The sequence below is a fragment of the Gilliamella sp. B3783 genome, from assembly GCF_026536125.1.
GTDB lineage: Bacteria > Pseudomonadota > Gammaproteobacteria > Enterobacterales > Orbaceae > Gilliamella.
Window position 1 is genome coordinate 388,107 of the sequence record NZ_JAFNOU010000001.1, and the last position, 26,415, is coordinate 414,521.

Sequence of the window (26,415 nt, forward strand, 5' to 3'; positions counted from 1 at the left end):
ATAAAGTTGAATAGTCATTAATCGAAGCTTGTTACAAACTTGATTTATGCCCTTAATGTAATGTAAAAAGGAGTATTATTTTCTGGTGTATTTTATGCTATGCTACTACATAGTCCAGTTACAATAATATATAAATAATGAGAATACCTTTTATTAGATATAACCATCAAAAGCATCTTGATGATTTAGCAAAAATTCCTCAAGATGCTAGTCAATACCGCATTTTATTTGATCCAAATTCATACAGAATTGCTTTGCTCGACAGTATTTATAAAGCACAACACCGAATTTACATAATAGCGTTATATTTAGAGCAAGATGAAGCTGGACAAGAAATCTTAAATGCACTTTATCAGGCAAAAAAACAAAAACCAAATTTAGACATTAAAATTTTTGTCGACTGGCATCGAGCACAACGCGGACGGTTTGGAGAAGATAAAAACCAAACCAATGCTCGTTATTATAATCAGATGAAGCAGCAGCATCCCGATATTGACATTCCAGTTTATGGTGTACCCATTAACCGTCGAGAAGTACTTGGTGTGTTACATCTTAAAGGGTTAATTATTGATGATACAGTCATATATAGCGGGGCAAGTATCAATAATGTCTATTTACATAAGTTCAATAAATATCGGTATGATAGATACCATTTTATCACAAATAAAACGCTAGCTGATTGCATGATAAAATATGTCAATGATAATTTTTTACCTTTTGAGGGATTACAGCGTTTAGATGTAGAACACCATAAAACCCGTAAACAAATTAAAGCTGAAATAAAAACATTACGCCAACACCTTAGTGAAGCAAATTATCAATATGAAAGTTATGCAAGTAACAATGAATTAACCGTCTCGCCTATTGCAGGACTTGGGCGCAATAATAGTTTAAATAAAATTATTCATCATCTGATTAATACAACACAACATAACGTTATATTTTGTACCCCTTATTTCAATTTACCCAATATCTTGGTTCGCGATATTATTCGATTACTTAGAAAAGGGAGACAAGTGGAAATTATTATTGGCGATAAAGAAGCAAATGATTTTTATATTCCGCCAGATAAACCTTTTAATATTTCGGGTGGATTACCTTATTTATACGAAATCAATTTAAGAAACTTTATTGAACGCTTACAACCTTATATTGATAAACAACAATTAATTATTCGTTTGTGGAAAGATGAAGATCAAACTTATCACCTTAAAGGTGTTTGGGTAGACAATCAATGGATGCTTATTACAGGCAATAATCTTAATCCGCGTGCTTGGCGTTTAGATCTGGAAAATGGCATTTTAGTTCATGACCCTAAACAAGAGTTACAAAAACAAATTAAGCAGGAACTCGATACCATTCGTCAAAAAACGACGTTGGTTACTCATTTCCAACAAATTCAAGCTAGTCAATTTTATCCAAAACAGGTACATAAATTGATTAAACGCTTAAGTCGCATTCGTGTTGATAGAATTATTAAACGTTTGTTATAACGTGTTAGACTAAATAAATTTAAATTAGTTGGTATTGAGATCAGTCATTACGCTTTTAATACCCCTTTAGTCATGCAATTTAAATTATTTCAAACGCAAATATCGCGCTTTTTTAATATTTTTTACAACATTTAACTGTGGGAAAATAGAATCGATGACTCACTCTCAAGATGTTTACAATGATTTCAAAAATAAAAAAATTAGTTGGTTATTTTGGCAGTATGCTTTACCGGCGGTAATTGGTACTATTGTCAATACACTGTATAACATTATTGATGGGATATTTATTGGTCACTGGATTGGTCGTGAGGCACTGAGTGGAGCTGGTATTATTTTACCTGTAATGAACCTGACCGCGGGTATCGGTATGCTTGTAGGTATTGGGTCAGCCAGTCGCATATCGATTTTTTTAGGTCGTGGAGAAACGGATAAAGCCGAAAAAATTGCTGGCACATCATTTATGTTAACGGCTGTTTTAAGCGGTATAACTTTAGCATCACTACTCTACTTTGTTGATCCCGTGTTACATTTTGTCGGCTCCAGCCCAACCAATCATCAATATGCTAAAGAGTTTTTGCAAGTATATTTGCCCGGTAGCATATTTATTACGTTAACATTTAATTATAACAACATGATGCGGGCAAGCGGTTACCCATTTAAAGCAATGGTCACCATGTTTATTAGTGTCATTGCCAATATCATTTTAGCACCTATTTTTATCATTGGCTTTGGTTGGGGGATGCGTGGTGCAGCTTTTGCAACTACTTTATCGATGTTCATTAGCTTTTTATTTGTGATGCAGCACTTTATCAGTAAAAATAGTAATATCAAACTGTATCGATGTAACTTTAGACTTAATTGGATATATATTAAATCAATTTTATCAATTGGTATGTCACCTTTTGCGATGCAAGTCGCCGCCTCTATTGTGGTTGTGTTTATTAATTGGCAACTTACCCATTATGCTCCTTTGTCAAACGTTTCAAGTGATGATGCAATTGCAGGTTATTCCAATGCTAATCGATTAATTACATTGATTATTATGATTGTTATTGGTATCAATCAAGGAATGCAACCGATTATTGGCTATAACTATGGTTCGAAAGACTATCTACGAGTTAAAGCCACTTTCTTCTATGGGGTCAAAGTTGCAACAGTCATTACTAGCATTGGCTTTATTTTAGGATTTTTTGTTCCAGATGTGTTAGTGCGCGCATTTAGTTCTGATGAGGATTTAGTGCACATATCGGCGATAGCTTTACGATACACGACTTTATCGTTTGCTTTTGTCGGTTTTCAAATGGTTACCACAAGCTTTTTTCAGTGTATTGGTATGGCAAAAATATCCATTTTATTAAGTCTTTCCCGACAAATTTTGATCTTATTGCCAACACTATACCTATTACCGTTATGCTTTGGATTAGATGGAGTTTGGGCCTCATCACCAACAGCAGATCTTTTATCAACTGGCGTTGCATTTACGGTACTATTTTGGTATTTCAAATCGATAAAGAGTCGATGTCACCAATAGTTAGTATAAAAAAATAAATTCATTACTTTTTTAATCGATATAAATTATGACCAGTTTTAAGGTTAAAGATCAAAAACAAATTGGAATATCACCAACATCAGGGTCATCACATGCTTGAATAAAGTATTGTGTTGACTTGACATAGTTTGGCTCAACAAAAACACCTTGAATAAACATTAATCCTAAGTAATATTTTGCATGAACATCAGTTTTTGCAGCATCTTCAAATAGTTTTATCGCTTGAACATAATCTGGTTGGCTGCCATCATTATTTATATACATAAGAGCAAGGTCATTTTCAATGTTTAATTTGGCGCTGTCTATAATCCATGATTTTGCATCATTATAATTTTTCTCAACGCCGTTACCATTTAAATACATTAGACCTAACATTACTTTAGCGCGATTATCGTTTTGTGCAACTGACTTATCAAACCAACTTTTTGCTTGCTGATAATCTTTTTCAACACCATACCCATTTGTAAACATTAAACCTAATTGCAATTGTGCACGTACATCACCTTGTAGAGCCGCTTTTTCATACCACACTTTTGCTTTAGCATAATCTTGTTCACCAGCATACCCATAAAAGTAATAACAGCCTAAAGCATATTGAGCATCAGCATTTCCTTGTTGTGCTGATTTTTCATACCATTGCTTAGCTAAGTGACTATTGTGTTCAATACCAATGCTATTTTGGTACAATGTGGCTAAATCAAATTCTGCACCAGCATCACCTTGTAAAGCAGCAGCGTCAAGCCATTGTTTTAATTTAATACTATCTTGTAGCTCATTACCATCAACATATTGATATTGAATGCCAAAATCATATTGCGGTTTTTCTGGTAAACTTTCAGCTGTCATTTGCAAAAGTTCATCATTACTTAATTTTTTTAATTCATTAGCGTTGGCTGAACTCACAGACAATAAAAATAAGAGTAAAGCAGTTACATTTTTATTCATCTTTTATTTCTAAACTCCATTACTTGAAATCCCCGTTGTTAGGTCATAACAATGGTGGCTTCAACTATCTTTGATTAAACCCTTACTCAGGTAAAAGCGCTAACAGGTTATTTTATTTAAATACTATTTTTTATTGAATATACACATCATCTATTTGATTATTGACAAATTTGATGTTGAAAGCCATTTTCGCAAGCGTTTTGTAACCATTGCTTAGCTAATTTAGGATTTTTTTTGACGCCTAAGCCATGTAAATACATTACCCCTAAATAATACTGGGAATGCGCAAAACCTTGTGCTGCACTCTGTTCAAAAAATTGTTTTGCTTTAGTAAAATCTGGCTTGATAACATAATTATTATAGCCACTCTTATCATCAACGCCATAATAGTAAATTTGTCCCAAGGCGCTGTTAGCGCGAGGTTGATTTTGATAAGCGGCATTTAGAAAATAATCTAATGAATATCCATTAAACTCGGTACTATCTAGACCATAAAAATCGAAATAAGCCACCATATATGATGCTTTAACATTACCTTGGTCAGCGGATTTCCAGTACCAATAATTAGCTTCAGTATAGTTTTTTAGAGGTACGCCATGCCCCATTCGATACATTTCACCTAGATAAAATTGGGCCTCATCACTCCCCATCAATGCAGCATTTTGGTACCACTGTTTGGCTTTAGTATAATCTTGTTCAACACCATAGCCCTTGTCATATATTAAGCCCAAGTTGAATGCTGCGTTAGCATCATTTTGTGCGGCAGCCTTTTCAAACCATTGTTTTGCAGCAGTGTAATCTTGTTCGATCCCCTTACCTTTGGCATAAATCAGTCCTAACGCCAGTTGAGCACGACTATCATTTTGTAATGCTGCTTTTTCGAACCACGCTTTAGCAATGGTCGAATTTTGCTCAACACCAATACCTTCAAGATAAAATTTTCCGATATTATATTGAGCATCAGCATTACCTTGTAGTGCCGCCTTTTCAAACCATTCTTTAGCTTTCTTATTATTCTGTTGTACTCCATTATTATTCTTTGCATATAAAAATGCTAACTGTAACTGAGCGGTTACATCGCCTTGTAGCGCTAACTGTTCATTCAAGGCTAACATTTTAGCTTCATGCGATAATAGCGTTGTTTCTTTTGTTACATCATCTACAGTTTCGGATTTATTTGTTGCTTTTTTTCGCCACTCTTTAGCTTTAGCAGGATTGGGGGCAACGCCTTGCCCTGTTTCATACAAATTAGCCAATGCTAGTTGTGCATCCATGTTATTTTTTAAAGCAGCTCTTTCAAACCACTGTTTAGCTTTTACATAATCTTGATCGGTACCATTCGCTGTTAAGTACAAACTTGCTAATTGCACCTGCGCATCATCATGCCCTTGCTGCGCCGCTTGTTCATACCACTGCTTAGCTTTAATAATATCTTGCGTAACACCATAACCATATTGATAAAATTTGCCCAAAGCATATTGTGCATTCACATTACCTTGTAAAGCGGCTTTTTCATACCATTGTTGAGCTTTAGTGAAATTAATTTCAGTACCTTGTCCCTTTTTATATATTTCACCTAGATAAAACTGATAATTAGAGTTGCCTCGTGAAGCGGCTTTTTCGAACCACTCATTAGCTTTGACATAGTCTTGTTTAACACCTTTACCATTTTGATACATTAGACCTAAATTAAATTCAGCATGATCACTAATTTTTGTTGCCGCTTTTTCAAAAAACTCTTTGGCTTTTACATAATCTTGTTTTACCCCATCGCCATTTAAATAAAGTAATCCTAATTGCTCTTGCGGTCTTGAGTCAGGAAGTGCTGCACTTTTCTCAAACAACTCTTTAGCTTTGACAAAATCTTGTTTTACACCATTGCCATTTTTATACAGCATAGCTAAAAAGTATTGCGACAATTTATCATTTCGTTTAGCTGATTTTTCTAACCATTGCTTAGCTTGTACATAATCTTGTTCTGAACCAATACCATAATAATAGTAGATACCTGTTTCGTATTCACCATCAAGATCGCCTTGTTCTGCGGCTTTTTCGAACCATTGTTTGGCTTTGGAAAAATTGACATCAACACCATATGGTTCTTGATTGGTATAACTAAAAGCTAAAGATACCATTGCATTGATATCGCCTTGTAATGATCTTTTTTCATACCATTGCTGAACTTTACTATAATCCTGACTAAGGTCGTCAACATCTTCATTGTTATCTATTTTGTTAAATTCTGCTTGAGATAAACCTTGTTGACGTGCAGCCTCAAACCACTGATTAGCAATGTTTTCGTCTTGCTTTACCCCTTCACCACGTAGATATAGCTGACCTAATTTATATTGTGCATAAGCATAGCCCTGCTTAGCAGATTTTTCGAACCAATTTTTAGCGTCAATATAATAGTTTGCATCTTCTTGTGCTTTTGCATAGTTTATTATGCCTAAGTAGTATTGAGCTTTGGGATGATTTTGCAGAGCGGCAATGTTTAGCCAATATTTGGCACCATCAATATATTGCATCTGCCCTATACCATAAAGTGCAAACTGCCCTAAATTAGCTTGAGCATCACTGTGACCTTTATTAGCAGCACTGGCAAACCACTTTCTTGCTAATCTATAATCTTTTATTACACCATATCCATGTTGATATAAAACGCCCAAATAAAATTGAGCATTACTATCACCTTCAGCGGCTGCTTTTTCAAACCATTCTTTAGCTTTAGCGTAATTTTTTTCTAATCCTTCATCACCGATAAAATACAAAAAACCAACTCTAAATTTAACATCATTGTTGGTTTGCGAAGTTAACTTTTCAAATAATTCTTTAGCCTTTAGATAGTTTTTTTCAACACCATTGCCTTCTTGATATCGAACCGCTAACTCATATTGTGCACTTGGAACTTGTTGTTCATAAGCCAACTGTAACAACTCATCTAATTTTAAATTTTCTTGCTCATTGGCATGAACCAAATTTATTGACATGAGTAATAATATTAGTAGATATTTCTTCATTTCTTATTTTGTTCCTTGATTATTATTACCTCAGAAAACAAGTTTATACCGAACAGTTTAAATTGTTTTATTATGATAAGCATAAACGATATAGAGAAAATTAGGAATCTAAAGATGTATTTCTGCATCAGGAAAGATTTTATTAAACATGGATTTGATGACAAAACCGTGTAATCGATTTTTCAATTAAAATAGATTTACTTTAGACCAAATGTTCTTTGGATTGATAGCTTATTTACAAATTTCACTATCCAGTCCATTTTCACATGCTTTTTTGTACCATTTTTGGGCTTGTTCTGGATCTCTTTTTACCGCATTTCCATCTTCATACATGATACCTAAATTATACTGAGCTTCGGGTTGATCTTGAGCTGCGGCTCTTTCAAACCACTCTTTCGCCAATTTTAAATCTTTTTCAACGCCTTTGCCTTCATAATATATCCACGCTAAATTAGTTTGTGCTTCAGCATCACCTTGAAGTGCTGCCTTTTCAAACCACTCTTTTGCTTTGGTATAATTTTGCTCTATTCCCTCTCCAGTGTCATACATAATGCCTAAATTGAATTGAGCATCGACAAAACCTTGTGCAGCTGCTTTTTCGTACCATGTTTTTGCTTGAGTAAAATCTTGTTCAACACCTCTACCATTCTCGTACATCATGCCCAAATTAAATTGCGCATCAACATCACCTTGTGATGCGGCTTTCTCAAACCAGTTTTTAGATTGAACATAATCTGGAGCACTTCCCATACCTGTGTAGTAAATTTGTCCTAAATTGAATTGAGCCTCAACAATACCTTGCGATGCCGCTTTTTCATACCATTGCTTAGCTTTTTCATAGTCCTGTTCAACACCTTTACCCTGTTCATACATAACACCTAAATAAAATTGTGCTTCAGGATCGTTTTGTTCTGATGCTAAGTTAGACAAATCGTTGATGCTTAAATTTTTGATATCTTGTGCACTTACTGCATTAGTTAAAAATAAAAAAAATAAAATAATTGTGTATAATTTTTTCACTTCTTATTCCTTAACTACGAGATAGTTATATTATTTAGATTATCGTATTTACATTTTATTCTAGCAATATAAATAATGATTACCAATTAATTTTAATTAAGTTTATTAAATTACGTTTATGCTTAAAATGGACGATAGTGGCAAAATATGAAAACAATACTGGGGTTGTCGTAATTATTTAGGAGGCGACTGCCTCCGTGTAGTGAGTTAAATTTTGTTTATTATTTACAAATTGGATGATTAACACCATTTTCACAAGCTTTTTCAAACCATTCTGATGCTTTGTCGTCATCTTTTGGTAAACCACCCATACCGTTTTGATACATCACACCTAAGTTAAATTGTGCTTCTGGTTTTCCTTGCTGTGCAGCTTTTTCCATCCAAACTCTTGCTTTATTGTAATCTTTTTTGACACCTTCGCCTAACAAATACATTTGACCATATTGATATTGTGCATTAACAAAACCTTGTTCTGCAGATTTTTCAAAAAGCTCTTGGGCTTTTGCAAAATTTTGCGATACACCACGACCATTTTGATACAAGGTTGCTAAATTGTATTGACCATGCTGATCATTTTGCGCTGCTGATTTTTCATATAACTGTTTAGCTTTTTCATAACTTTGTTCACCAGCAATACCATTTTCATAAAAAACACCTAAATTAGACTGTGCCGGTGCATAACCTTGTGCCGCTGATTTTTCGTATAATTCTCTCGCTTTAGCTTGATCTTTCTCAACATTTATACCGTCTTGATAATCTTGTGCTAAAGAGTATTGTGCTTTAGCATCATTTTTTTCATTAGCAAGTTTAATAATTTCTTCTCGAGGCAGTTTTTCTATATCTTCTAAAGAGGTTTCTGCATTGGCTATACCCGCTAAAAACAAAAACAGTAAGCTTGTGGTGAATATTTTTTTCATGTTTTTTCCTTATCATCTTTATAGGTTAAATAATTTATATTATTTTCTATTGTTGTACTTGGTAATATTGTCAAAATTATTGTCTAATAACAAATGATAGCATTAATAATTTTGACTAATATCAAAATTATTTAATAAAAATAGGTCATTGATTTCAGGGTAACTCTTTGCTATGAAAAATTTAATGATAATATGAATTTTATAAATATATCGGTGGAGGACAACTACTATTTACTAACAATGTATTTAATTATCTTGAGTCTAAACTGATGCTTTACTTAAGGTCGATAGCGTAACTAAAACAAGGCAAATAAAAATAAATATCACCCCCAACCAACCTAAAAAAGATAGATACTCACCGACAATTAACATGGCCAAAATAGCTGCAATAACCGGCTCCAATAGTGTAATAGTCGTTGCTGTGCTAGATGATATTGTTGACAGCCCATAACCATAACACAAATACCCGATAAACATGGGAATCAATGCCATATAAAGGCTTATGGTTATATTGATTAATGAATCAAACAACTGAGATCCTGCTAAAATCATAACTGGAATTAACAATAAACCTCCGCATCCAAATGTCGTTCCCATCGCTGATTTGCTAGATATACCTTTTAACATCATTTGACGAGCCGACCAAGAGTATAATGCATAAGTGAATCCAGCAATTAAACCAAGCAAAATACCAATAGCCAAATGACTATATTGCGTTGATGTCGCACTATTTTCAGAAAAACAAAGAAGCATAATGCCTAAAATGCCAAAAGCCGCGCCAATAACCCATTGTTTAGTAATATGAAAATCCTTGCTACGATACTCAATTATTGCTGAAAGAATCGGTGCCGTTCCAATAGATACTACTGTACCAACAGTCACACCAGATAGTCGCATAGAAGAGTAAAATGCTAGCGGATAAAGGGAAACAGCAATACTTCCAACCAGTAAAAAACCTAAGTGATTTGCTATTAACCTACGTTCTTTAAATATATTAGATAGAGCAAAAATAGACTGTAATAATCCCCCTACCCCCATGGCAAAGGAACCAATAAATAAAGGAGAGAGTGATGGGGCTAACGTTGCTGCCGTACCTGTTGTACCCCATAAGATTGATGCCAATATGACGGCAATAACACCGTATGAACGATTCATTGTGGCTTAAAGTGAGTTAGTTTTTTACTCAATGTTTTGTACTTGTTCTCTAATTTGTTCAATGAGAACTTTTAGTTCAATAGCACTTGCTGTCACCTCAGCATTGATTGATTTAGAGGCAATTGTATTCGATTCACGGTTAAATTCTTGCATCATAAAGTCCAATCTACGACCCACTGCTTCGTTTTTCTTTAAAATCGAATAGGTTTCTTTCACATGCGTTGTTAAACGATCAAGCTCTTCTGCCACATCAATACGTTGGGCAAGCATAAGTATTTCCTGCTCAAGACGAGAGTTATCAAGTTCTATATTCGCTTCTTCAAGTTTACTTTTCAGTTTCTCTTTTTGCCATTCCAGTATTTGAGGCATACACTTTTTAATGTTACTAACTTGTTCTGTAATACCTTCTAATCGTTGAATAATTAAATCACGAAGAGCTTGACCTTCTCGTTCACGAACGGTGATAAATTCATCAATAGTAATATCCAATAGGGCCAAAATCTCTTGTGAAATCGTGTCAAGGTTTTGCTCTTTTGCTGATAACACACCAGGCCAACGCAACACATCGATAGGATTGACTTCAGCAGCTTGGTGCTGCGTTTTAATCCAATCAGCAGCAGTTAAAATTTGTTTTGCTAATTCTTTATTGAGTAATAATTCTTGACCTTGTGCAGCAGGGTCTAATTCAAAGCGCAAATTGCATTCAATTTTTCCTCGAGTTAAACGATTACGTAAGCGTTCACGAATAATAGGCTCTAACGATCGAAACTGTTCTGGCAAACGGATATACGTTTCTAAATATCGTTGGTTGACTGAACGTAATTCCCACGAAGCATTACCCCATTGTTGATTTAGTTCTTTTCTTGCATAAGCCGTCATACTTGAAATCATAATTGCACCCTAAAATTGAAAAACTTGCTGGGCATTGTATCACAAATTCTGTATAATATGCTCTTAGCTTAGGCTAAACATCAACGTAATCCAGTTGATGTCCTCCTAAATGATTAGCTCAATACGATAATTTTTTAAATTAAACTGCTGGAGAATTGCATGCGCCCGTCTGGTCGATCTGCGGAACAAGTCCGCCCAATCAAAATAACCCGTCATTATACTAAGCATGCAGAAGGTTCTGTATTGGTTGAATTTGGTGAAACCAAGGTACTTTGTAATGCCACTGTTGATGAAGGTGTTCCACGCTTTTTAAAAGGTCAAAATCAAGGTTGGGTTACCGCCGAATATGGTATGTTACCGCGCGCGACCAATTCACGAAATCAACGCGAAGCAGCTAAAGGTAAACAAACAGGCCGTACAATGGAAATTCAACGCCTTATAGCGCGTTCATTACGAGCAATGATTGATCTTAAATTACTCGGTGAATATACCATTACTTTAGATTGCGATGTCATTCAAGCTGACGGTGGCACCAGAACGGCGTCTATAACTGGTGCTTGTGTCGCGCTTAATGATGCCATCAACCAAATGTTGGTTAAAGGACAAATTAAACAAAACCCAATCAAATCTTTAGTCGCTGCGGTATCTGTTGGTATTGTTGAAGGCGAAGCATTATGTGATTTGGAATACATTGAGGATTCTAACGCAGAAACCGATATGAACGTGGTCATGACCGACGATGGTCGAATAATTGAAGTACAAGGCACGGCCGAAGGCGAACCGTTCAGCCACGATGAATTATTGAAATTATTAGATCTAGCTAAAAACGGCATTGCCGCTATTATTGAAGCACAAAAGCAGGCCTTAAAAGATTAATTGGAGATAATCGATGAAATCATATAAAAGTGAATTTATAGAATTTGCTTTAGAAAGGCAAGCATTAAAATTTGGTGAATTCACCTTAAAATCGGGTCGTAAAAGCCCCTATTTTTTTAATGCAGGACTGTTTAACACTGGCAAAGATCTCGCTTTATTAGGTCGTTTTTATGCAGCAGCATTAACCGATGCTAATTTACAATATGATGTCATTTTTGGTCCAGCCTATAAAGGTATTCCTATCGTCTCATCAACGGTTGTTGCACTTTCAGAACACCATAATGTTGATGTGCCTTACTGTTTTAATCGCAAAGAGGCGAAAGATCATGGTGAAGGCGGTAATTTAGTAGGAAGTTCTATTTATCAACAACGAGTTATGTTAGTTGACGATGTAATTACAGCCGGTACAGCCATTCGTGAATCAATGCGAATACTTGAAGACAACAAATCTAAATTAGCGGGTGTGCTTATCTGCTTGGATCGTCAAGAAAAAGGCCGCGGTGACCTTTCAGCTATTCAGGAGATTAAACAAACTTATCAATGTGATGTCATTTCAATCATCACACTAGATGACTTGATTCAATATTTATATAAAGATCCTGCCCGCCAAGACCAAGTTAAACAGGTCGAGGCTTATCGCGCGGAATATGGTATAAGGTAATTACTGGCTGATGTTGTTTAAAAATAGATTCAATCAAGCGCTTTTAAAGCGCTTTTTTTATCTTAAACAGTGATAAAACAATAGTAATAAATAAGTTAATCGACTAAATGAGGGTGAAAGGTTTTTAACTATTACTTCGAATGACTTTGCACATAAAATTTGGCATTATCATAATGATAAATGATCTGGGAAAAATCGAAAGGCTCACCGGCCGAAGTATAAAAGATCTCCTCAACACATAGCGCGGGATCACCCGCTTTTAACCCTAAATAGGTTGCAACATCTTGCTCTAATTTTATCGCGTTAAAATATTTATCCGAAAATCCGATATTGATATTACACGTCTCTTGTACATAACTAAATATAGAATGCTCTGCTATTTGTTTATTCAAATAAGAGACTAATTTTTTGCGATAATAAGATTGTTCAAAGCCATAGACTTCACCATCGACATAACGTAAACGTTTAATAAAGTATACGTCTTCGTCATCACTGCATTGCAGATTTTCTTTAACTTTCTGGTTGGGCTTAATGATATCAACATTAAACACTTCGGACGATCCGGGTAGATCATTTAAATCAACACTAAAGCCATGGCTTTCTAGAAAGTTAAGATAACCACTCTTTTTAGGTTGACGAACAAAAATACCGCTACCTTGAATCTGGTAAATAACACCATGACGCTCTAAACGATTAAGGGCTTTTATAATCGTAGTCCGGCTAACCTGATATTGATTTATTAATCCTTCAATATTAGGTAACTGGGTATCTTTAGGCATTTTTTGTTGATAGATAGTTTGCTTAATTTTTTCAGCAACATCTTGATATTTCAGCATGGCGAACTCTTTATTCTTCTTATAAGTAAATGTTATATATTTTATACAGGTTAATAAGATTTTTAAACTAAGCGAATGAAAAGTTAGATCTAGATCACAAACAATATAATTGGTCATTAACAATTTCAATTTTATCGATAAGATAAGCTTACTAACCTTTTTGAGGAGTAAAATCGATGTCGTCAAAAATCAGAGACTATAATCAACTCGCTATTGATATTCTAAATGAGCTAGGAGGTGAAAATAATATTGTTACCGTAGCTCGCTGTACTACGCGTCTACGAATTGTTACCCAAAAAACACCTGAACACGCTAAAGAAACCATTGCTAAAATGCCAGGAGTCATCACGGTAGTTGAAAAAGGTGGACAAATTCAGATTGTTATTGGTACCAATGTTGAAAAAGTTTACAACGCATTTATAAAACTCATTAACACGGATAACAAAATTGAAAAAAATGCCCAAAGCGGAATGTTAAATCGCATTATTGCAACCATGTCAGCTGTTTTTGCCCCATTTGTTTATGTTCTAGCTGCATCAGGGATTCTACAAGGGATCTTAATTTTAATTAAATTAGCTTTCCCTCAGTTTGCAACAACCGGTACCTGTCAAATATTCAATTTTATTTCATGGGCACCTTTTGCTTTTTTACCTATTTTTATTGCAATTACTGCCTCACAACACTTTCGTTGTAATATTTATATTGCGGTTGCTTGTTGTGCAGCTTTATTATCGCCAACATGGGCAGAACTTGCGGCTTTAATAAAATCGGGGCAAGAAATTGATCTATTTGGTATCGCTTTATCTGAAACCACTTACACTTCAACCGTATTACCACCCCTATTTTTAGTATGGTTGCTATCTTACCTTGAACGATTTTTAGAACCACGTTTACACAGCATTATTAAACCACTGTTAATGCCTCTTATCTGTTTAGTGATTATGGTGCCACTAACCTTACTAGCTATTGGACCAGTAACAGCAGGTGCCGCTCACTATATTGCTCATGGCTATAACTGGATAGTTAACCTTGCACCATCTGTTGCAGGTGGAATAATTGGCGCTGTATGGCAAGTCTTTGTCATATTTGGCGTACATTGGGGCATTACTCCTGTTATCATTGAAAATATTAACCAGTATGGTCAAGACTCATTCCAAGCTTTCCAAACTATCGCCGTTATTGGTCAAGTTGGTGCTGCATTAGGTTTTTATTTGAAAACTCGCACGCAAGAAATGAAAGGGGTATCATTATCCGCTTTCGTGACAGGACTATTTGGTATTACCGAACCAGCCATTTATGGCGTTAATTTACGCTTTAAAAAACCTTTTATTTATGGTTGCTTATGTGGAGCACTTGGCGGGATTGTTGCAGGTTTGTTTTCACCCTATTACTATACTTATGCCGCATTACCTGGACCATTAACTATTGTCAATGCGATTAATCCTGAACATCCTGGATCATTTATTGGTGTTTTAATTGGATCAGCAATTGCATTATTCGGTCCTGTGTTGATAATCCAAATTTTAGGAACGGGTGAAGCGAAACAAGCACAGTCAAATGAGATTGAAAATGATACCCCCAAATTAGTATTGGGCGATCTAGAAATAACAAGTCCAATGTCAGGTAAAGCATTACCACTGAGTGAAGTCCCTGATCCTGCTTTTGCTCAAAAACTTATGGGGGAAGGTATTGCCATTGAGCCAACTGATAATCATGTATATGCGCCTGATGATGCACAGGTTACCGCTGTGTTTGCAAGTTCTAAACATGCTATTGGTTTAACATTAAATAATGGCGTTGAATTACTGATCCATGTTGGAATTGATACCGTTAATTTGACAAATAATGAATTTAGTTATCATGTAGAACTCAATCAAAAAGTGAAAAAAGGTGATTTGTTAATTAGTTTCGATCCAAAAGCGATCAAGCAAGCAGGATATCCACTAATTACACCAATTATTATTGTCAATACCGATCAATATCAACAAATTATTTTAACGGAAAATACAGAAGTTACACCTAAAAATATCATATTTAAAATTAAGCAATAATAGGGAAAAAGTTATGAAGCAAAAAACATTTTTATGGGGTGGAGCGTTAGCTGCCCATCAATTTGAAGGCGGTTGGAATGAAGGAGGCAAAGGCCCAAGTGTTGTCGATGTAATGACAGCGGGTGCCCATGGTGTTCCAAGACAAATAACTGAAGGTATAGAAGCGGATAAATTTTATCCGAATCATACTGCTATTGATTTTTATCATCACTATAAAGAAGATATTAAGCTATTTGCAGAGTTAGGTCTAAAATGTCTGCGTACTTCCATTGCATGGACGAGAATTTATCCTAAAGGGGATGAACTTGAGCCTAATGAAGAAGGACTAAAATTCTACGATGCGGTATTCGATGAATTAATTGCCCATGGCATTGAACCCGTTATCACCCTATCGCATTTCGAGATGCCACTGCATATTGCCCGTCACTATGGTGGATTCCGTAATCGTAAAACCGTAGAGTTTTTTGAGCGTTTTGCTATTACCTGTTTTGAACGTTATAAACACAAAGTCAAATACTGGATGACGTTTAACGAGATTAATAACCAAATGGATACCAGTAATCCAATCTTTTTCTGGACTAATTCAGGTGTTCAAGTTAAACCGGGCGAAAATCCTCAAGAAGTGCTTTATCAAGTTGCGCACTATGAACTGTTAGCGAGTGCTAAAGCTGTGATTGCTGGAAAAAAAATTAACCCAGATTTTCAAATTGGTTGCATGGTATCTCATGTACCTATTTATCCGTTTTCTTGTAATCCTGAAGATATGATGGCCTCAGAAATCGCAATGCATCAGCGCTTCTTTTTCCCTGATGTACATGTTCGTGGCTATTATCCAGCATACGCATTAAAAGAGTTTGAACGCGAAGGCTACAAACTTGATATTACTGAAGAAGATTTAGCTTTTTTAAAACAAGGTACTGTTGATTACATCGGCTTTAGCTACTACATGTCAACTGTCGTAAAAGCTGATGTTAAAAATGATAACCGTGATAATATTGTCAATGGAGCACTACCTAATGCAGTTGAAAACCCTTATATAAAAAGCAGTGACTGGGGCTGGCCAATAGATCCTGAAGGTTTGCGCTATACACTTAACCGTTTATATGATCGCTATCAGTTACCTTTATTTATTGTGGAAAATGGTTTTGGTGCAATTGATGAATTAGAACATGATAATCAAATTCATGATAAACCTCGCGTTGAATATCTGGGCGCACATATTAAAGCAATGTTAAAAGCTATTGACTATGATGGCGTTGACGTGATGGGCTATACCGCATGGGGAATTATTGATGTGGTTTCTTTCACTACGGGTGAAATGAAAAAACGTTATGGCGTGATTTATGTTGATCGTGATAATGAAGGTAACGGCACAATGAAACGCTATAAAAAAGATTCATTTCAATGGTATAAACACGTCATAGCCACCAACGGCGCTGATTTAAAATAGTGCCGTTTATTGCTTGATTAGACACAATGAGGATTTTATTACTATAGGTAAAATCCTCATAGGCACGTTATATTGTTAACCGTCAGCTAACACAATGATTGACTAACAAACATTTTCAGAATCATCAAAAATTAAAAATTAACTGTTTATCCAATTGTGGGTCAATTAATGTAACATGAAAACCAATTAACCTGACACCTCGATTATTACGCCTTTCTTGCCATACTTTATAAGCTTGAGCAATTAAATCTTGTTTATCTAATTTTGGCCAGACGTGTTCTTGAGTGGTTAATTGAAAATCATCGAATTTGAATTTGACGCCTTGTCTTGCAATCGATAGATCTGTTCTAACTTTACTTAACCTTTTCTCTAATTCATCATACAGGGGATCAAGTTGGTCTAAACATGCTTCCCATTGATAAATATCATCGATTAACGTGCGTTCAACCCCTACCGATTTACGTTGTCGATCATTACAGACCTCGCGTTCATCAATACCTTGGCATCGTTCAAATAACACTCGACCAAATTTACCAAACTGATTAAGCAGCTTGGTAAGATCGTAATTAACAACATCGTTACAAGTAAATAAGCCCAATTCAGTCAGTTTTTTTTCGGTCACTTTACCTACACCGGGAATTTTATTAAGTGGTAACTGTGCAATAAAATTGTTCACTTGTTCGGGTCTAATGACATACTGACCATTAGGTTTATTCATATCTGATGCAATTTTTGCGAGAAATTTTAAAGGTGCAACACCGGCTGAAGCTGTTAATTCTAGTTCATTAAAAATAGCTTGGCGTATATCTTGGGCAATAAGCGTTGCTGAACCATGACAAAGTTTACACTCTGTTACATCTAAATAAGCTTCATCAAGCGAAAGTGTTTCAATTGCAGAAGTATAACGCGCAAATATTTGGTGAATCTGATTTGATACCTCTTTATAAACTGCATGTCTACCAGGAATTACTTTAAGATTAGGACATAGTTTTATCGCTTGTGCTGTTGACATCGCACTATGTACACCAAATTGACGTGCTAAATAATTAGCTGTTGCAACAACACCTCGTTTGCGCGGATCGCCGCCTACTGCAATAGGTAAATGACGATAACGAGGATTATCTCGCATTTCAACTGCAGCATAAAAACAATCCATATCAATATGAATAATTTTTCGCATAATGGGTTTAATTGTACTTAAGATATAACTGTATAAATATACAATATCATACCTTAAGTACTCGTGCAAACGGACAATAAATTAGTGTGATAATTTATCAAAATCGATCAATCCATTTTTATCATAAGGATCGCCTATCCACCGAGTTGATTGATGAAAGTTAGGATTAACAATACTTTTTTGCGGTTCATATAAGTTATAACTCAGTCCAGCTAAATCAGACCAAGTATGAATCAAATCTTGGGTACTGTATTTACGATCAACATAATTTTGATAATTATTAGGATGCGTTGCCCGCCACTGCGGTGATTGCCAAAGCATAAATGGTACGGTGTACATGGTTTTCGTTGGTGCTTTTTCATTACGACCTAATACATCATAAGGTGGAGTTTGGTATACATCTTCACCATGATCAGAAAAATACAAGATAAAACCATTTTCGTGGCTTTGTTTAAACATTTTAAACAATGTTGTTGTGACATAATCATTATAACTGACCGCATTATCATAACTATTATAAACATCTAACTTATCGTCATCTAAAGTATGAGCAATGCCAGTTTTATCGCGAAAACGGTCATGTTCGCCATCTTTTGGATAGCGAAACTCATATTTCATATGTGTACCAAGTAGATGAATAACAATGAATTTCTTTTCTGCTGGATCCGCTAACACAGCTTTAAAAGGCGGAAAAACTGACTCATCATACTGCCTTGAACTTTGATTGCGATCATTATTCATATAAAACTGCTCATCAGCCTGTTTTGAAAACATAGTTAACATAGTATTACGTTCTGTCATTGTCTGTTGATTAGTAATCCAAAACGTTTTATAACCCGCTTGTTTCATCAAATGTATTAATGAAGGGGTGGTTAAATACAATTCGGGATGCTGCTCATCTGCAAAGGTTAATGCTTGTTGGAGAATTTCAATAGTATATGGCCTTGAAGATACAACATCATTGAATACTAATAAATCTGGATTATCCTTTTTAAATTGTTCAATTTGAGGCGTCGTATCGCGTCCATAACCATAAATCCCCATGCGATTACGAGTAGTTGACTCACCAATCACTAGCACTAACGTTCTTGGCGTATTACCATTAGCATCGGTTAAATTTTCTAACTTTGGTATGGTTTGCAAGTGATTTAAGATATCTTCCATGTTAGATAATTGCGAACGATAAGCTAAATAACTATTGATTAATTGCCAAGGCACTGTGGTTTCCATACGTGTTAATAAATGTTTATACGCCTTTTCAAAGGTTGTTTTTTTCACAGTGACACTAATTACTACCGGCATTATCGCGTAAATAGCAATTAGCATAGATACTATCCACTTGGTACTACTTTTAACATAAACAGGTTTGACTTTTTTCCACAAATAAATTGCAATTAAAATATAAACAACAAGGATAACCACCAATTTCCAACTTAAATATTGTTGAATAAATTCATGTGATTCATTGAAGTTTGATTCCGCCATCACAAAAAATACACTCTGTGAAAATTCTTGTCGGTAAATGACAAAATATCCAATTGAAATCAAAGACAGGCCACCAACAATTATTCCATAAACAGCGGTGATTTTACGGGTATAATTAGGAAAAAATAAAACAGGAATAAGCCAAATCAAACTATAAATTATTGCATCGCGCAAACCAATAAAGTTGGAGTGTCCAGATAACGCTATATAAAGTTGTAAAGCACAAGAAAAATAGCAAAAAAATAGAATGATAAAAATAAGATTTGACCAACTAAATTTTGCAGACTGGTTAAATTTTTGCATAACTTTTTTTTCAACAAGGAATAATTAAGTTTTATAAGTTATCTTTTCGAGATTAATAAAACCTTAAGGTATTTATTAAAGTTAATAATTAATAACAACCCTAGTTACTAAAATAAAAAAACTTAATATATAATTGATCAAGTTATCACTAAATTAACATTATTATCATATTAGTCAATTTTTATACCTAACAATTTTGCAACAGCACTATACTGTGGTTGCATTAATTGCGCAGGCCGTTCATTAAAAATAATCTGTCCATCTTCTACCACTAAACAACGCGAGAAATAGTTCAATGATTCATCTAGATAATGCGATACCATCATTAGCGTTAAATCATACTGATGACAAATTTGATTAACTAACGATAACATTTCTTGACGTAAAGCTTGATCAAGGGCTGAAAAAGGCTCATCCAACAATAAAATTGGACGATGTTGTATCAAACAACGAGCCAGCGCTACTCGTTGACGTTGCCCCCCTGATAATTGTTCTGGATAACGCTCTGAAAATCCAGCCAATCCGACTTGTTCAAGAATATTAGCGATTGTATTTTGCTCAGCTTGTGTAAGTTTTAATGATGGTTTAATTCCTAAAGCGATGTTTTGTTGAACTGTTAAGTGACTAAATAAATTATTGTGTTGAAATAACATCGACACAGGACGTTTGCCCGGCGCAATTTTTGTCATATTTTGATGATTAAGTTTAATTGTGCCTGAATTTGGAAAAATAAACCCAGCGATTAAACTCAATAAAGTACTTTTACCTGCACCACTTGGTCCAACAATCACGACGTGCTCTTTTGCTGCAATATTAATTTCAAAATGCATATTAAAATTATCGTAATGATAATTTACTTGATTAAGTTCGATCATAATCCATCACAACCATTAAGCTAAAAGATAACATCAATAAAATTGCAGCCGTCACAGTACCTTCTTGATAATGATAGTGTGATATTTGCTCATATAAATAATAAGGTAAGGTGGTTAAAGCTTGCCCACCAAACAAAGCAATAACACCAAAATCACCGAATGACAAAATAACAGCAAAAGCAAAACTCATTACCATTAACTTTTTTAATGCCTTAAATTCAATCAAGTAAAAATGTGTTAAACCTTGAATATTAAGCGATTGGCAAAGTTGCCAATAACGTAAACTCACTTCATACATGGGGATTGAAAGATTTTTTAGTAAAAAAGGTAACGCCATCAGTGCGTTACACAACATCACTAATATTGAAATAATAATTATATTGTTGGCATATTGAAATAATAATAAGAAAAGCCCTGAAGCTAAAACCATACTTGGAATGGCCAAAATTAATGAACCAATTAACATTAAACGATTGCTCCATTTAATTTGTTGATTAATCAATAATCGGCTATTGGTCCAAAGTAACAATAATGCAAGAAACATTGCAATAAAAGCAGAACCTACTGCAATGATAATTGAGGTAAGCAGTGCTTTTAAAAGTGCCGCTGTTAATAACGCAAATTTGAAAAAATAAATACCTTCAATCAATATTGTAACCAACGGTAATAAAATAAATAAACTCCCAATCAAAATGATGACATAACTGATCAATGATAAATAGTAAGGAATCGGAACTTGATAAGTTTGATGAACAAATCGAATATGCATTTTTTTGATTCGATTTATTCTTTGCATGATGATAAGAAAACCAATACAACAAATTAGTTGCAAAAAAGAAAGTAACACGGCTTGTATAAGATCAAAATCACGGATCGACTGATATATTGCTACCTCAATAGTGGTATATTTTGGCCCGCCACCAAGAGCTAACACGATTGCAAAACTTGAAAAACATAACATAAAAATCAGTGCTGCCATTGGTAAGATTTGTCGACGCAATAATGGCCATTCAACTAACTTAAAAAAAGTAAAAGCAGAAAAATTTAACTGAGCAGCTAACTGTTTTTGTTCGATAGGAACACTTTTTAAGGATTGATAAAACAAACAACAAGCATAAGGAAAATTTAAAAACACATGGGCTAATAATATACCTTTCAAACCATAAATTGATAATTCAATTGGTAGGTTCAAAAATTGAAAAATTAACGAAACGATACCATGCTGACCATACACTGAAAGCAAACCAGTAACCACAACTAAAGTCGGTAAAATAAAGGTAACCGGCATTATTTTGATGAGTAATCCTTGACATGGAAAGTCTACCATAGCTAATGCTTTCGCCATCAATACTGCCAATATGATGGCTAAACAAGTTGATAAACCAGCTTGCAAAACTGTTACCCAAATAATATGCAGTAAATAATGATCAAAATAGATGCTTATATTATCGGTTCGAATTGCAAATCCCCAAAGCGCAATAAGTGCCGTGCCTAATATGAGCAAAATCAAACCAACAGCACTGATACCTGGAATTAAGGATTGAAATTTCAATATTCGTTCCGATGACATTATTTACTGACAGCAACTTGCCATTCACGCACCCACGATTTCTGATTTAATTCAACTTGCTTTGCATCAAATTCAAGGGCTTTTTTCACTGTATCAATCTGTTGATAAGCTGCTGGCAAATCGGTTTTTATGATTGGATACATGACATTTTTTTCAGCAAATTGACGTTGAATCTCGGGTGTTAATAAATAATGTAAAAATTGGCGAGCTAACTCTGGTTGTTGTGTATATTTTACAATGGCAGCCACTTCAACTTGACGATAATGCCCCTCATCAAAAATGGCGGCAGCAAAACGATGATCGTTATCAGAAATTATATGTGCAACAGGGGAAGTGCTGTAACTTAATACTAAATCTGCTTCATTTTTCAAAAACATGCCGTAAGATTCGCTCCAACCTTTTGTTACTGTTACGGTATTTTTAGCTATTTTTTGCCATGCTTGCGCAGCATCATCACCATAAACTTTTTTAACCCACAGCAGCAAACCTAATCCAGGCGTGCTAGTTCTAGGATCTTGATAAATGATTTTCCAATGATCTTTATTGTCAACTAATTGTTGCATAGATCGCGGTGGATTTTTTATCTTCTGTTTATTATAAATAAAGGCAAAATAACCGAAGTCATATGGCATAAACTCATTATCCCACCAGTCAGTATAGAGATTATCGGGTTTGTCGATCTGATGTGGAATAAAAATATTCGTTAATTTTGCTTGCTCAAGTAGATTATTATCCAAACCTAAAACAACATCAGCATTGGTTTTATCACCTTCAAGCTGAATACGATTTAAAATTGAAACACCATCACCTAACGTAATTACTTCTAGCTGACAATGACATTGAGCTTCAAAACCCTGTTTGATAGCTTCTCCAGGCCCCCACTCCGACATAAACGAATTATAGCTATATATTGTTAAAGTCGGTTGCTGTGCGCCAGAAAAATGCGACCAAAACAATGATATAAATAGAACAGTTGATAACAACAATTGACGAAACATTTTGCCTCCAAATAGCAAGAAAAAGACAAAAGGTTTGAGCAGATATAATAACTCAAATCCCTCCGCTGGCATGATCCAGTTCAGGTTCGACGGGTTATGTTAACACAACTAACACTCTCAGCCCATTAGGGCACCCCGTTGAGAACAGCATTAGTGTAGTCGGTGAAGGCTTAATTGTAAATAGTTGTTACTCACTGTTGCCATTCAAACTTCTTTGCCATTTTAGAATAAATTAACTTAAACTTACCAGTGTTGATCTTATACTGCTCTCCTTTACAAAATTCCGGTTTAGGATCTTTTATTAGTCCAGCTTCATCACCATATTCATGTTCATCATCATAATAGTCAGTCACATAATGTTTTAGGTTTATCGTTAAATCCTTATTAACCGAAAATTCAATAAAACAACTCACATCCTCATAAGAATATAGACTATCCAAAAGCACCGCATCAAGCAATTTACCTTGTTCATCATAACTAGTTAGTTGAATATTGAGTAATGGGGTATCAGATATCCCATACCAATTATAAATAATCACTTAAAGACAATTATTCCGCATAAAACCACCTACTTCGTAATAACGAATTCCTTCATGAAAGAGAATAAATTCATAGGACGTATTTTGGATCGGGAAATCAATCTCTTGCTCATTTAAAGGGCGAGTGAGTTTTGCATACTTATCTAAAAGGACATTTTCACCATGATTATTTGATTTATAGTATTTTATCAATTGTGAGGAGGTTATCGGTAGTTTGAGCTCTTGCAGATTGTTATGGTCTTGGGCAAATGCCAAAGTTGAAAAGAAAAAAAGCATTGACAATCAGTTAGTTAAATAAATTTTGGCACATGTTTTCTTTTTATTTTTTTCTATTTTATAGTTAAGTTAATCTATCACCCTTAAATTAAAAAATTTTTGTTTATAAAAAAATTAGCTATTTACTTGTCCTTAACTAATCCCACAGTGACAATTTATCAATTTATCAGTATTATATTGGGCATTTTATTTTAATTGATTAGGTTCAGTGTGAATATTCAACAACTATTAACACAACGTGTTTCCCAAGCAATGATTATGGCCGGTGCTGATAAAAACTGTGACGCTTTAATCAAGCAATCCGCTAAAGTTCAATTTGGTGATTATCAAGCAAATGGTATCATGTCTACCGCTAAAAAATTGGGAATGCCACCACGCGCATTAGCTGAAAAAGTTTTACAACATCTTGATATTGATGATATTGCCGATAAAGTGGAAATCGCTGGGCCGGGTTTTATTAATATCTTCTTAAAAAATAGTTGGATTGCTGAACAAAACGAAGTCGCGCTAAGTAGTGATAAACTCAATATTACTTTACCCGCCAAACCTCAAACTATTGTGGTTGATTACTCCGCACCCAATGTTGCTAAAGAGATGCACGTCGGTCATCTACGCTCAACCATTATTGGTGATGCCAGTGTACGAGTATTAAGCTTTCTTGGTCATAATGTTATCCGTGCCAACCATGTTGGAGATTGGGGAACCCAATTTGGGATGTTAATTGCCTATCTTGAAAAAATGGAAAATGAACATGCCAACGACATGGAGCTTTCAGATTTAGAATCGTTCTATCGCGCAGCTAAAAAACATTACGATGAAGACGAAGCCTTTGCCGAAAAAGCCCGTAATTATGTAGTAAAACTTCAAGGTGGTGACAAATATTGCCGTGAAATGTGGCGAAAATTGGTTGATATCACCATGACGCAAAATATTGCCACATATAAACGCCTTAATGTCACATTATCGATTGAAGATACAATGGGCGAAAGCATCTATAACAGCATGCTACCAGGCATTGTTGCCGATCTAAAACAGAAAAAATTAGCGGTTGAAAGTAACGGTGCAATCGTTGTATTTTTAGATGAATATAAAAATAAAGAAGGCGAACCCATGGGCGTTATCATCCAAAAACGTGATGGTGGCTATCTTTATGCAACAACCGACATTGCCTGTGTTAAATATCGTTATGAAACACTTCATGCTGAACGTATTTTATATTATACCGATTCACGTCAACATCAACATTTAGAACAAGTTTGGGATATCGTGCATAAAGCGAAATATGTACCAGAATCCTTAAAACTTGAGCATCACATGTTTGGTATGATGTTAGGTAAAGATGGCAAGCCGTTTAAGACGCGTTCTGGTGACACTGTTAAATTAAATGATCTACTTGATGAAGCGACAGAACGAGCGACTACTTTAATTCGAAATAAAAATCCAGACTTAACCGATACTGAGCTTGCCCAAGTGGTTGACGCTGTAGCAATAGGTGCGGTCAAATATGCTGATCTTTCCAAAAATCGTACCACCGATTATGTGTTTGATTGGGATAATATGTTGTCATTTGAGGGAAATACGGCCCCTTATTTACAATATGCTTATACGCGCGTGCTTTCTGTATTTAGAAAATCAAATATCAGCGAAGACAGCTTAAGCGGCACTATTAATTTAGGTACGGATAAAGAGCGAGCATTAGCGATTCGATTAATACAATTTGATGAAACTGTATCAAACGTTGCCGCAGAAGGCACACCACATGTACTTTGCGCCTATTTATACGATATCGCTACCCTATTTTCTAGTTTCTATGAAAATTGCCCTATTTTAACGGCGGAAAACGAAAACTTGAAACAAAGCCGCTTAAAATTGGCTTCGTTAACCGCTAAAACCCTTAAAATCGGTCTTGATATGTTAGGAATCAAAACTATCGAAAAAATGTAACATTAGCATACCACCGATAAAATTCATCATCGGTGGTTTTTTCATTAAAACACATAAATTCTTTTAAAATTTTTACACGCTGATATATTAAAGAACGCTAAAAATCCAATTCATCCATATACTCTTTAGTGTTAAACAAAGCAATACTACACTTTTTGAGATTGACAATAAATCGCATAATGCTTTTGTTGGTCTCGATTTTTGGACAATAGATTATTGATATAAAATAGGTAGTTATTGATTAAAAATCCTGTAATACCAAAATTAAATTTTATATAAAAGCTTGAATTTGGGATAAAAATCTAAAAAATAATACTTTAACCATTTCATTTATTTACATATTTTTATAAGAACGGCACTTGATATTAAAAATAGTTTAGT

General features: G+C 34.8%; 20 protein-coding genes and 1 riboswitch. Of the genes, 7 read left to right on the plus strand and 13 right to left on the minus strand.

Translation table 11 applies throughout. The features are described from left to right. Positions 1-137: 137 nt before the first annotated feature. Positions 138-1,493, plus strand: a complete 1,356-nt coding sequence (gene pssA / locus J3U59_RS01990; RefSeq protein ID WP_267332545.1) for a CDP-diacylglycerol--serine O-phosphatidyltransferase — start codon at positions 138-140, stop codon at positions 1,491-1,493. A 154-nt stretch (positions 1,494-1,647) separates the two neighbouring features. Then, positions 1,648-3,024, plus strand: coding sequence for an MATE family efflux transporter (locus J3U59_RS01995; protein WP_267332544.1), 1,377 nt, complete (start codon positions 1,648-1,650; stop codon positions 3,022-3,024). Positions 3,025-3,093: 69 nt separating this feature from the next. On the opposite strand, the gene J3U59_RS02000 is transcribed toward J3U59_RS01995, so the two are convergent. The 6 genes from J3U59_RS02000 to J3U59_RS02025 form a co-directional block, all read right to left on the minus strand. Then, entirely contained in the window at positions 3,094-3,987 is an 894-nt protein-coding gene (locus tag J3U59_RS02000) for a tetratricopeptide repeat protein (protein WP_267332543.1), read from the minus strand. Between the two features lie 158 nt (positions 3,988-4,145). After that, a complete protein-coding gene (locus J3U59_RS02005) occupies positions 4,146-7,007 on the minus strand; it encodes an SEL1-like repeat protein (protein WP_267332542.1) in 2,862 nt (953 codons plus the stop codon). A gap of 231 nt (positions 7,008-7,238) precedes the next feature. Beyond that, complete coding sequence (locus tag J3U59_RS02010) at positions 7,239-8,027, minus strand: tetratricopeptide repeat protein (RefSeq protein WP_267332541.1); 789 nt, start codon at positions 8,025-8,027, stop codon at positions 7,239-7,241. A gap of 221 nt (positions 8,028-8,248) precedes the next feature. After that, positions 8,249-8,944, minus strand: coding sequence for a tetratricopeptide repeat protein (locus J3U59_RS02015; protein ID WP_267332540.1), 696 nt, complete (start codon positions 8,942-8,944; stop codon positions 8,249-8,251). A gap of 261 nt (positions 8,945-9,205) precedes the next feature. Continuing rightward, a complete protein-coding gene (locus J3U59_RS02020; protein WP_267332539.1) occupies positions 9,206-10,099 on the minus strand; it encodes a DMT family transporter in 894 nt (297 codons plus the stop codon). 24 nt (positions 10,100-10,123) lie between these two features. Beyond that, positions 10,124-10,990, minus strand: coding sequence for a YicC/YloC family endoribonuclease (locus J3U59_RS02025; protein WP_267332538.1), 867 nt, complete (start codon positions 10,988-10,990; stop codon positions 10,124-10,126). Positions 10,991-11,149: 159 nt separating this feature from the next. Between J3U59_RS02025 and rph the strand changes: the two genes are divergently transcribed. Together rph and pyrE are read left to right on the plus strand one after the other, a co-directional pair. Further along, complete coding sequence (gene rph / locus J3U59_RS02030; protein WP_267332537.1) at positions 11,150-11,866, plus strand: ribonuclease PH; 717 nt, start codon at positions 11,150-11,152, stop codon at positions 11,864-11,866. A gap of 13 nt (positions 11,867-11,879) precedes the next feature. After that, positions 11,880-12,527, plus strand: a complete 648-nt coding sequence (pyrE, locus tag J3U59_RS02035; protein ID WP_267332536.1) for an orotate phosphoribosyltransferase — start codon at positions 11,880-11,882, stop codon at positions 12,525-12,527. A gap of 131 nt (positions 12,528-12,658) precedes the next feature. Here pyrE and J3U59_RS02040 read toward each other — a convergent pair whose 3' ends face one another. Continuing rightward, positions 12,659-13,363, minus strand: coding sequence for a GntR family transcriptional regulator (locus J3U59_RS02040; protein WP_267332535.1), 705 nt, complete (start codon positions 13,361-13,363; stop codon positions 12,659-12,661). 176 nt (positions 13,364-13,539) lie between these two features. Between J3U59_RS02040 and J3U59_RS02045 the strand changes: the two genes are divergently transcribed. Together J3U59_RS02045 and J3U59_RS02050 are read left to right on the plus strand one after the other, a co-directional pair. Beyond that, entirely contained in the window at positions 13,540-15,414 is a 1,875-nt protein-coding gene (locus J3U59_RS02045; RefSeq protein ID WP_267332534.1) for a glucose PTS transporter subunit IIA, read from the plus strand. 13 nt (positions 15,415-15,427) lie between these two features. Continuing rightward, complete coding sequence (locus J3U59_RS02050; RefSeq protein WP_267332533.1) at positions 15,428-16,864, plus strand: 6-phospho-beta-glucosidase; 1,437 nt, start codon at positions 15,428-15,430, stop codon at positions 16,862-16,864. 124 nt (positions 16,865-16,988) lie between these two features. On the opposite strand, the gene dinB is transcribed toward J3U59_RS02050, so the two are convergent. The 6 genes from dinB to J3U59_RS02080 all read right to left on the minus strand — a co-directional run bounded on the left by dinB (position 16,989) and on the right by J3U59_RS02080 (position 23,814). After that, the gene (gene dinB, locus J3U59_RS02055) at positions 16,989-18,044 is read right to left on the minus strand and encodes a DNA polymerase IV (RefSeq protein WP_267332532.1); all 1,056 of its coding nucleotides are present in this window, start codon (positions 18,042-18,044) and stop codon (positions 16,989-16,991) included. A gap of 81 nt (positions 18,045-18,125) precedes the next feature. Further along, positions 18,126-19,832, minus strand: a complete 1,707-nt coding sequence (gene cptA / locus J3U59_RS02060) for a phosphoethanolamine transferase CptA (RefSeq protein WP_267332531.1) — start codon at positions 19,830-19,832, stop codon at positions 18,126-18,128. Positions 19,833-20,002: 170 nt separating this feature from the next. Then, entirely contained in the window at positions 20,003-20,707 is a 705-nt protein-coding gene (gene thiQ / locus J3U59_RS02065; protein WP_267332530.1) for a thiamine ABC transporter ATP-binding protein ThiQ, read from the minus strand. Next, positions 20,694-22,259 (minus strand): thiamine/thiamine pyrophosphate ABC transporter permease, encoded by a 1,566-nt coding sequence (thiP, locus tag J3U59_RS02070; RefSeq protein ID WP_267332529.1) that lies wholly within the window; start codon positions 22,257-22,259, stop codon positions 20,694-20,696. Before thiP ends, thiQ begins: the two co-directional genes overlap by 14 nt. Before the next feature lie 17 nt (positions 22,260-22,276). Then, on the minus strand, positions 22,277-23,275 hold the full coding sequence (gene thiB / locus J3U59_RS02075; RefSeq protein ID WP_267332528.1) for a thiamine ABC transporter substrate binding subunit: 999 nt from the start codon (positions 23,273-23,275) through the stop codon (positions 22,277-22,279). Between the two features lie 39 nt (positions 23,276-23,314). After that, a riboswitch (TPP riboswitch) is annotated at positions 23,315-23,423 on the minus strand. 43 nt (positions 23,424-23,466) lie between these two features. Beyond that, the gene (locus tag J3U59_RS02080) at positions 23,467-23,814 is read right to left on the minus strand and encodes a hypothetical protein (protein WP_267332527.1); all 348 of its coding nucleotides are present in this window, start codon (positions 23,812-23,814) and stop codon (positions 23,467-23,469) included. A gap of 486 nt (positions 23,815-24,300) precedes the next feature. On the opposite strand from J3U59_RS02080, the gene argS reads away from it, so the two are divergent. Beyond that, a complete protein-coding gene (argS, locus tag J3U59_RS02085) occupies positions 24,301-26,034 on the plus strand; it encodes an arginine--tRNA ligase (protein WP_267332526.1) in 1,734 nt (577 codons plus the stop codon). Positions 26,035-26,415: the final 381 nt, after the last annotated feature.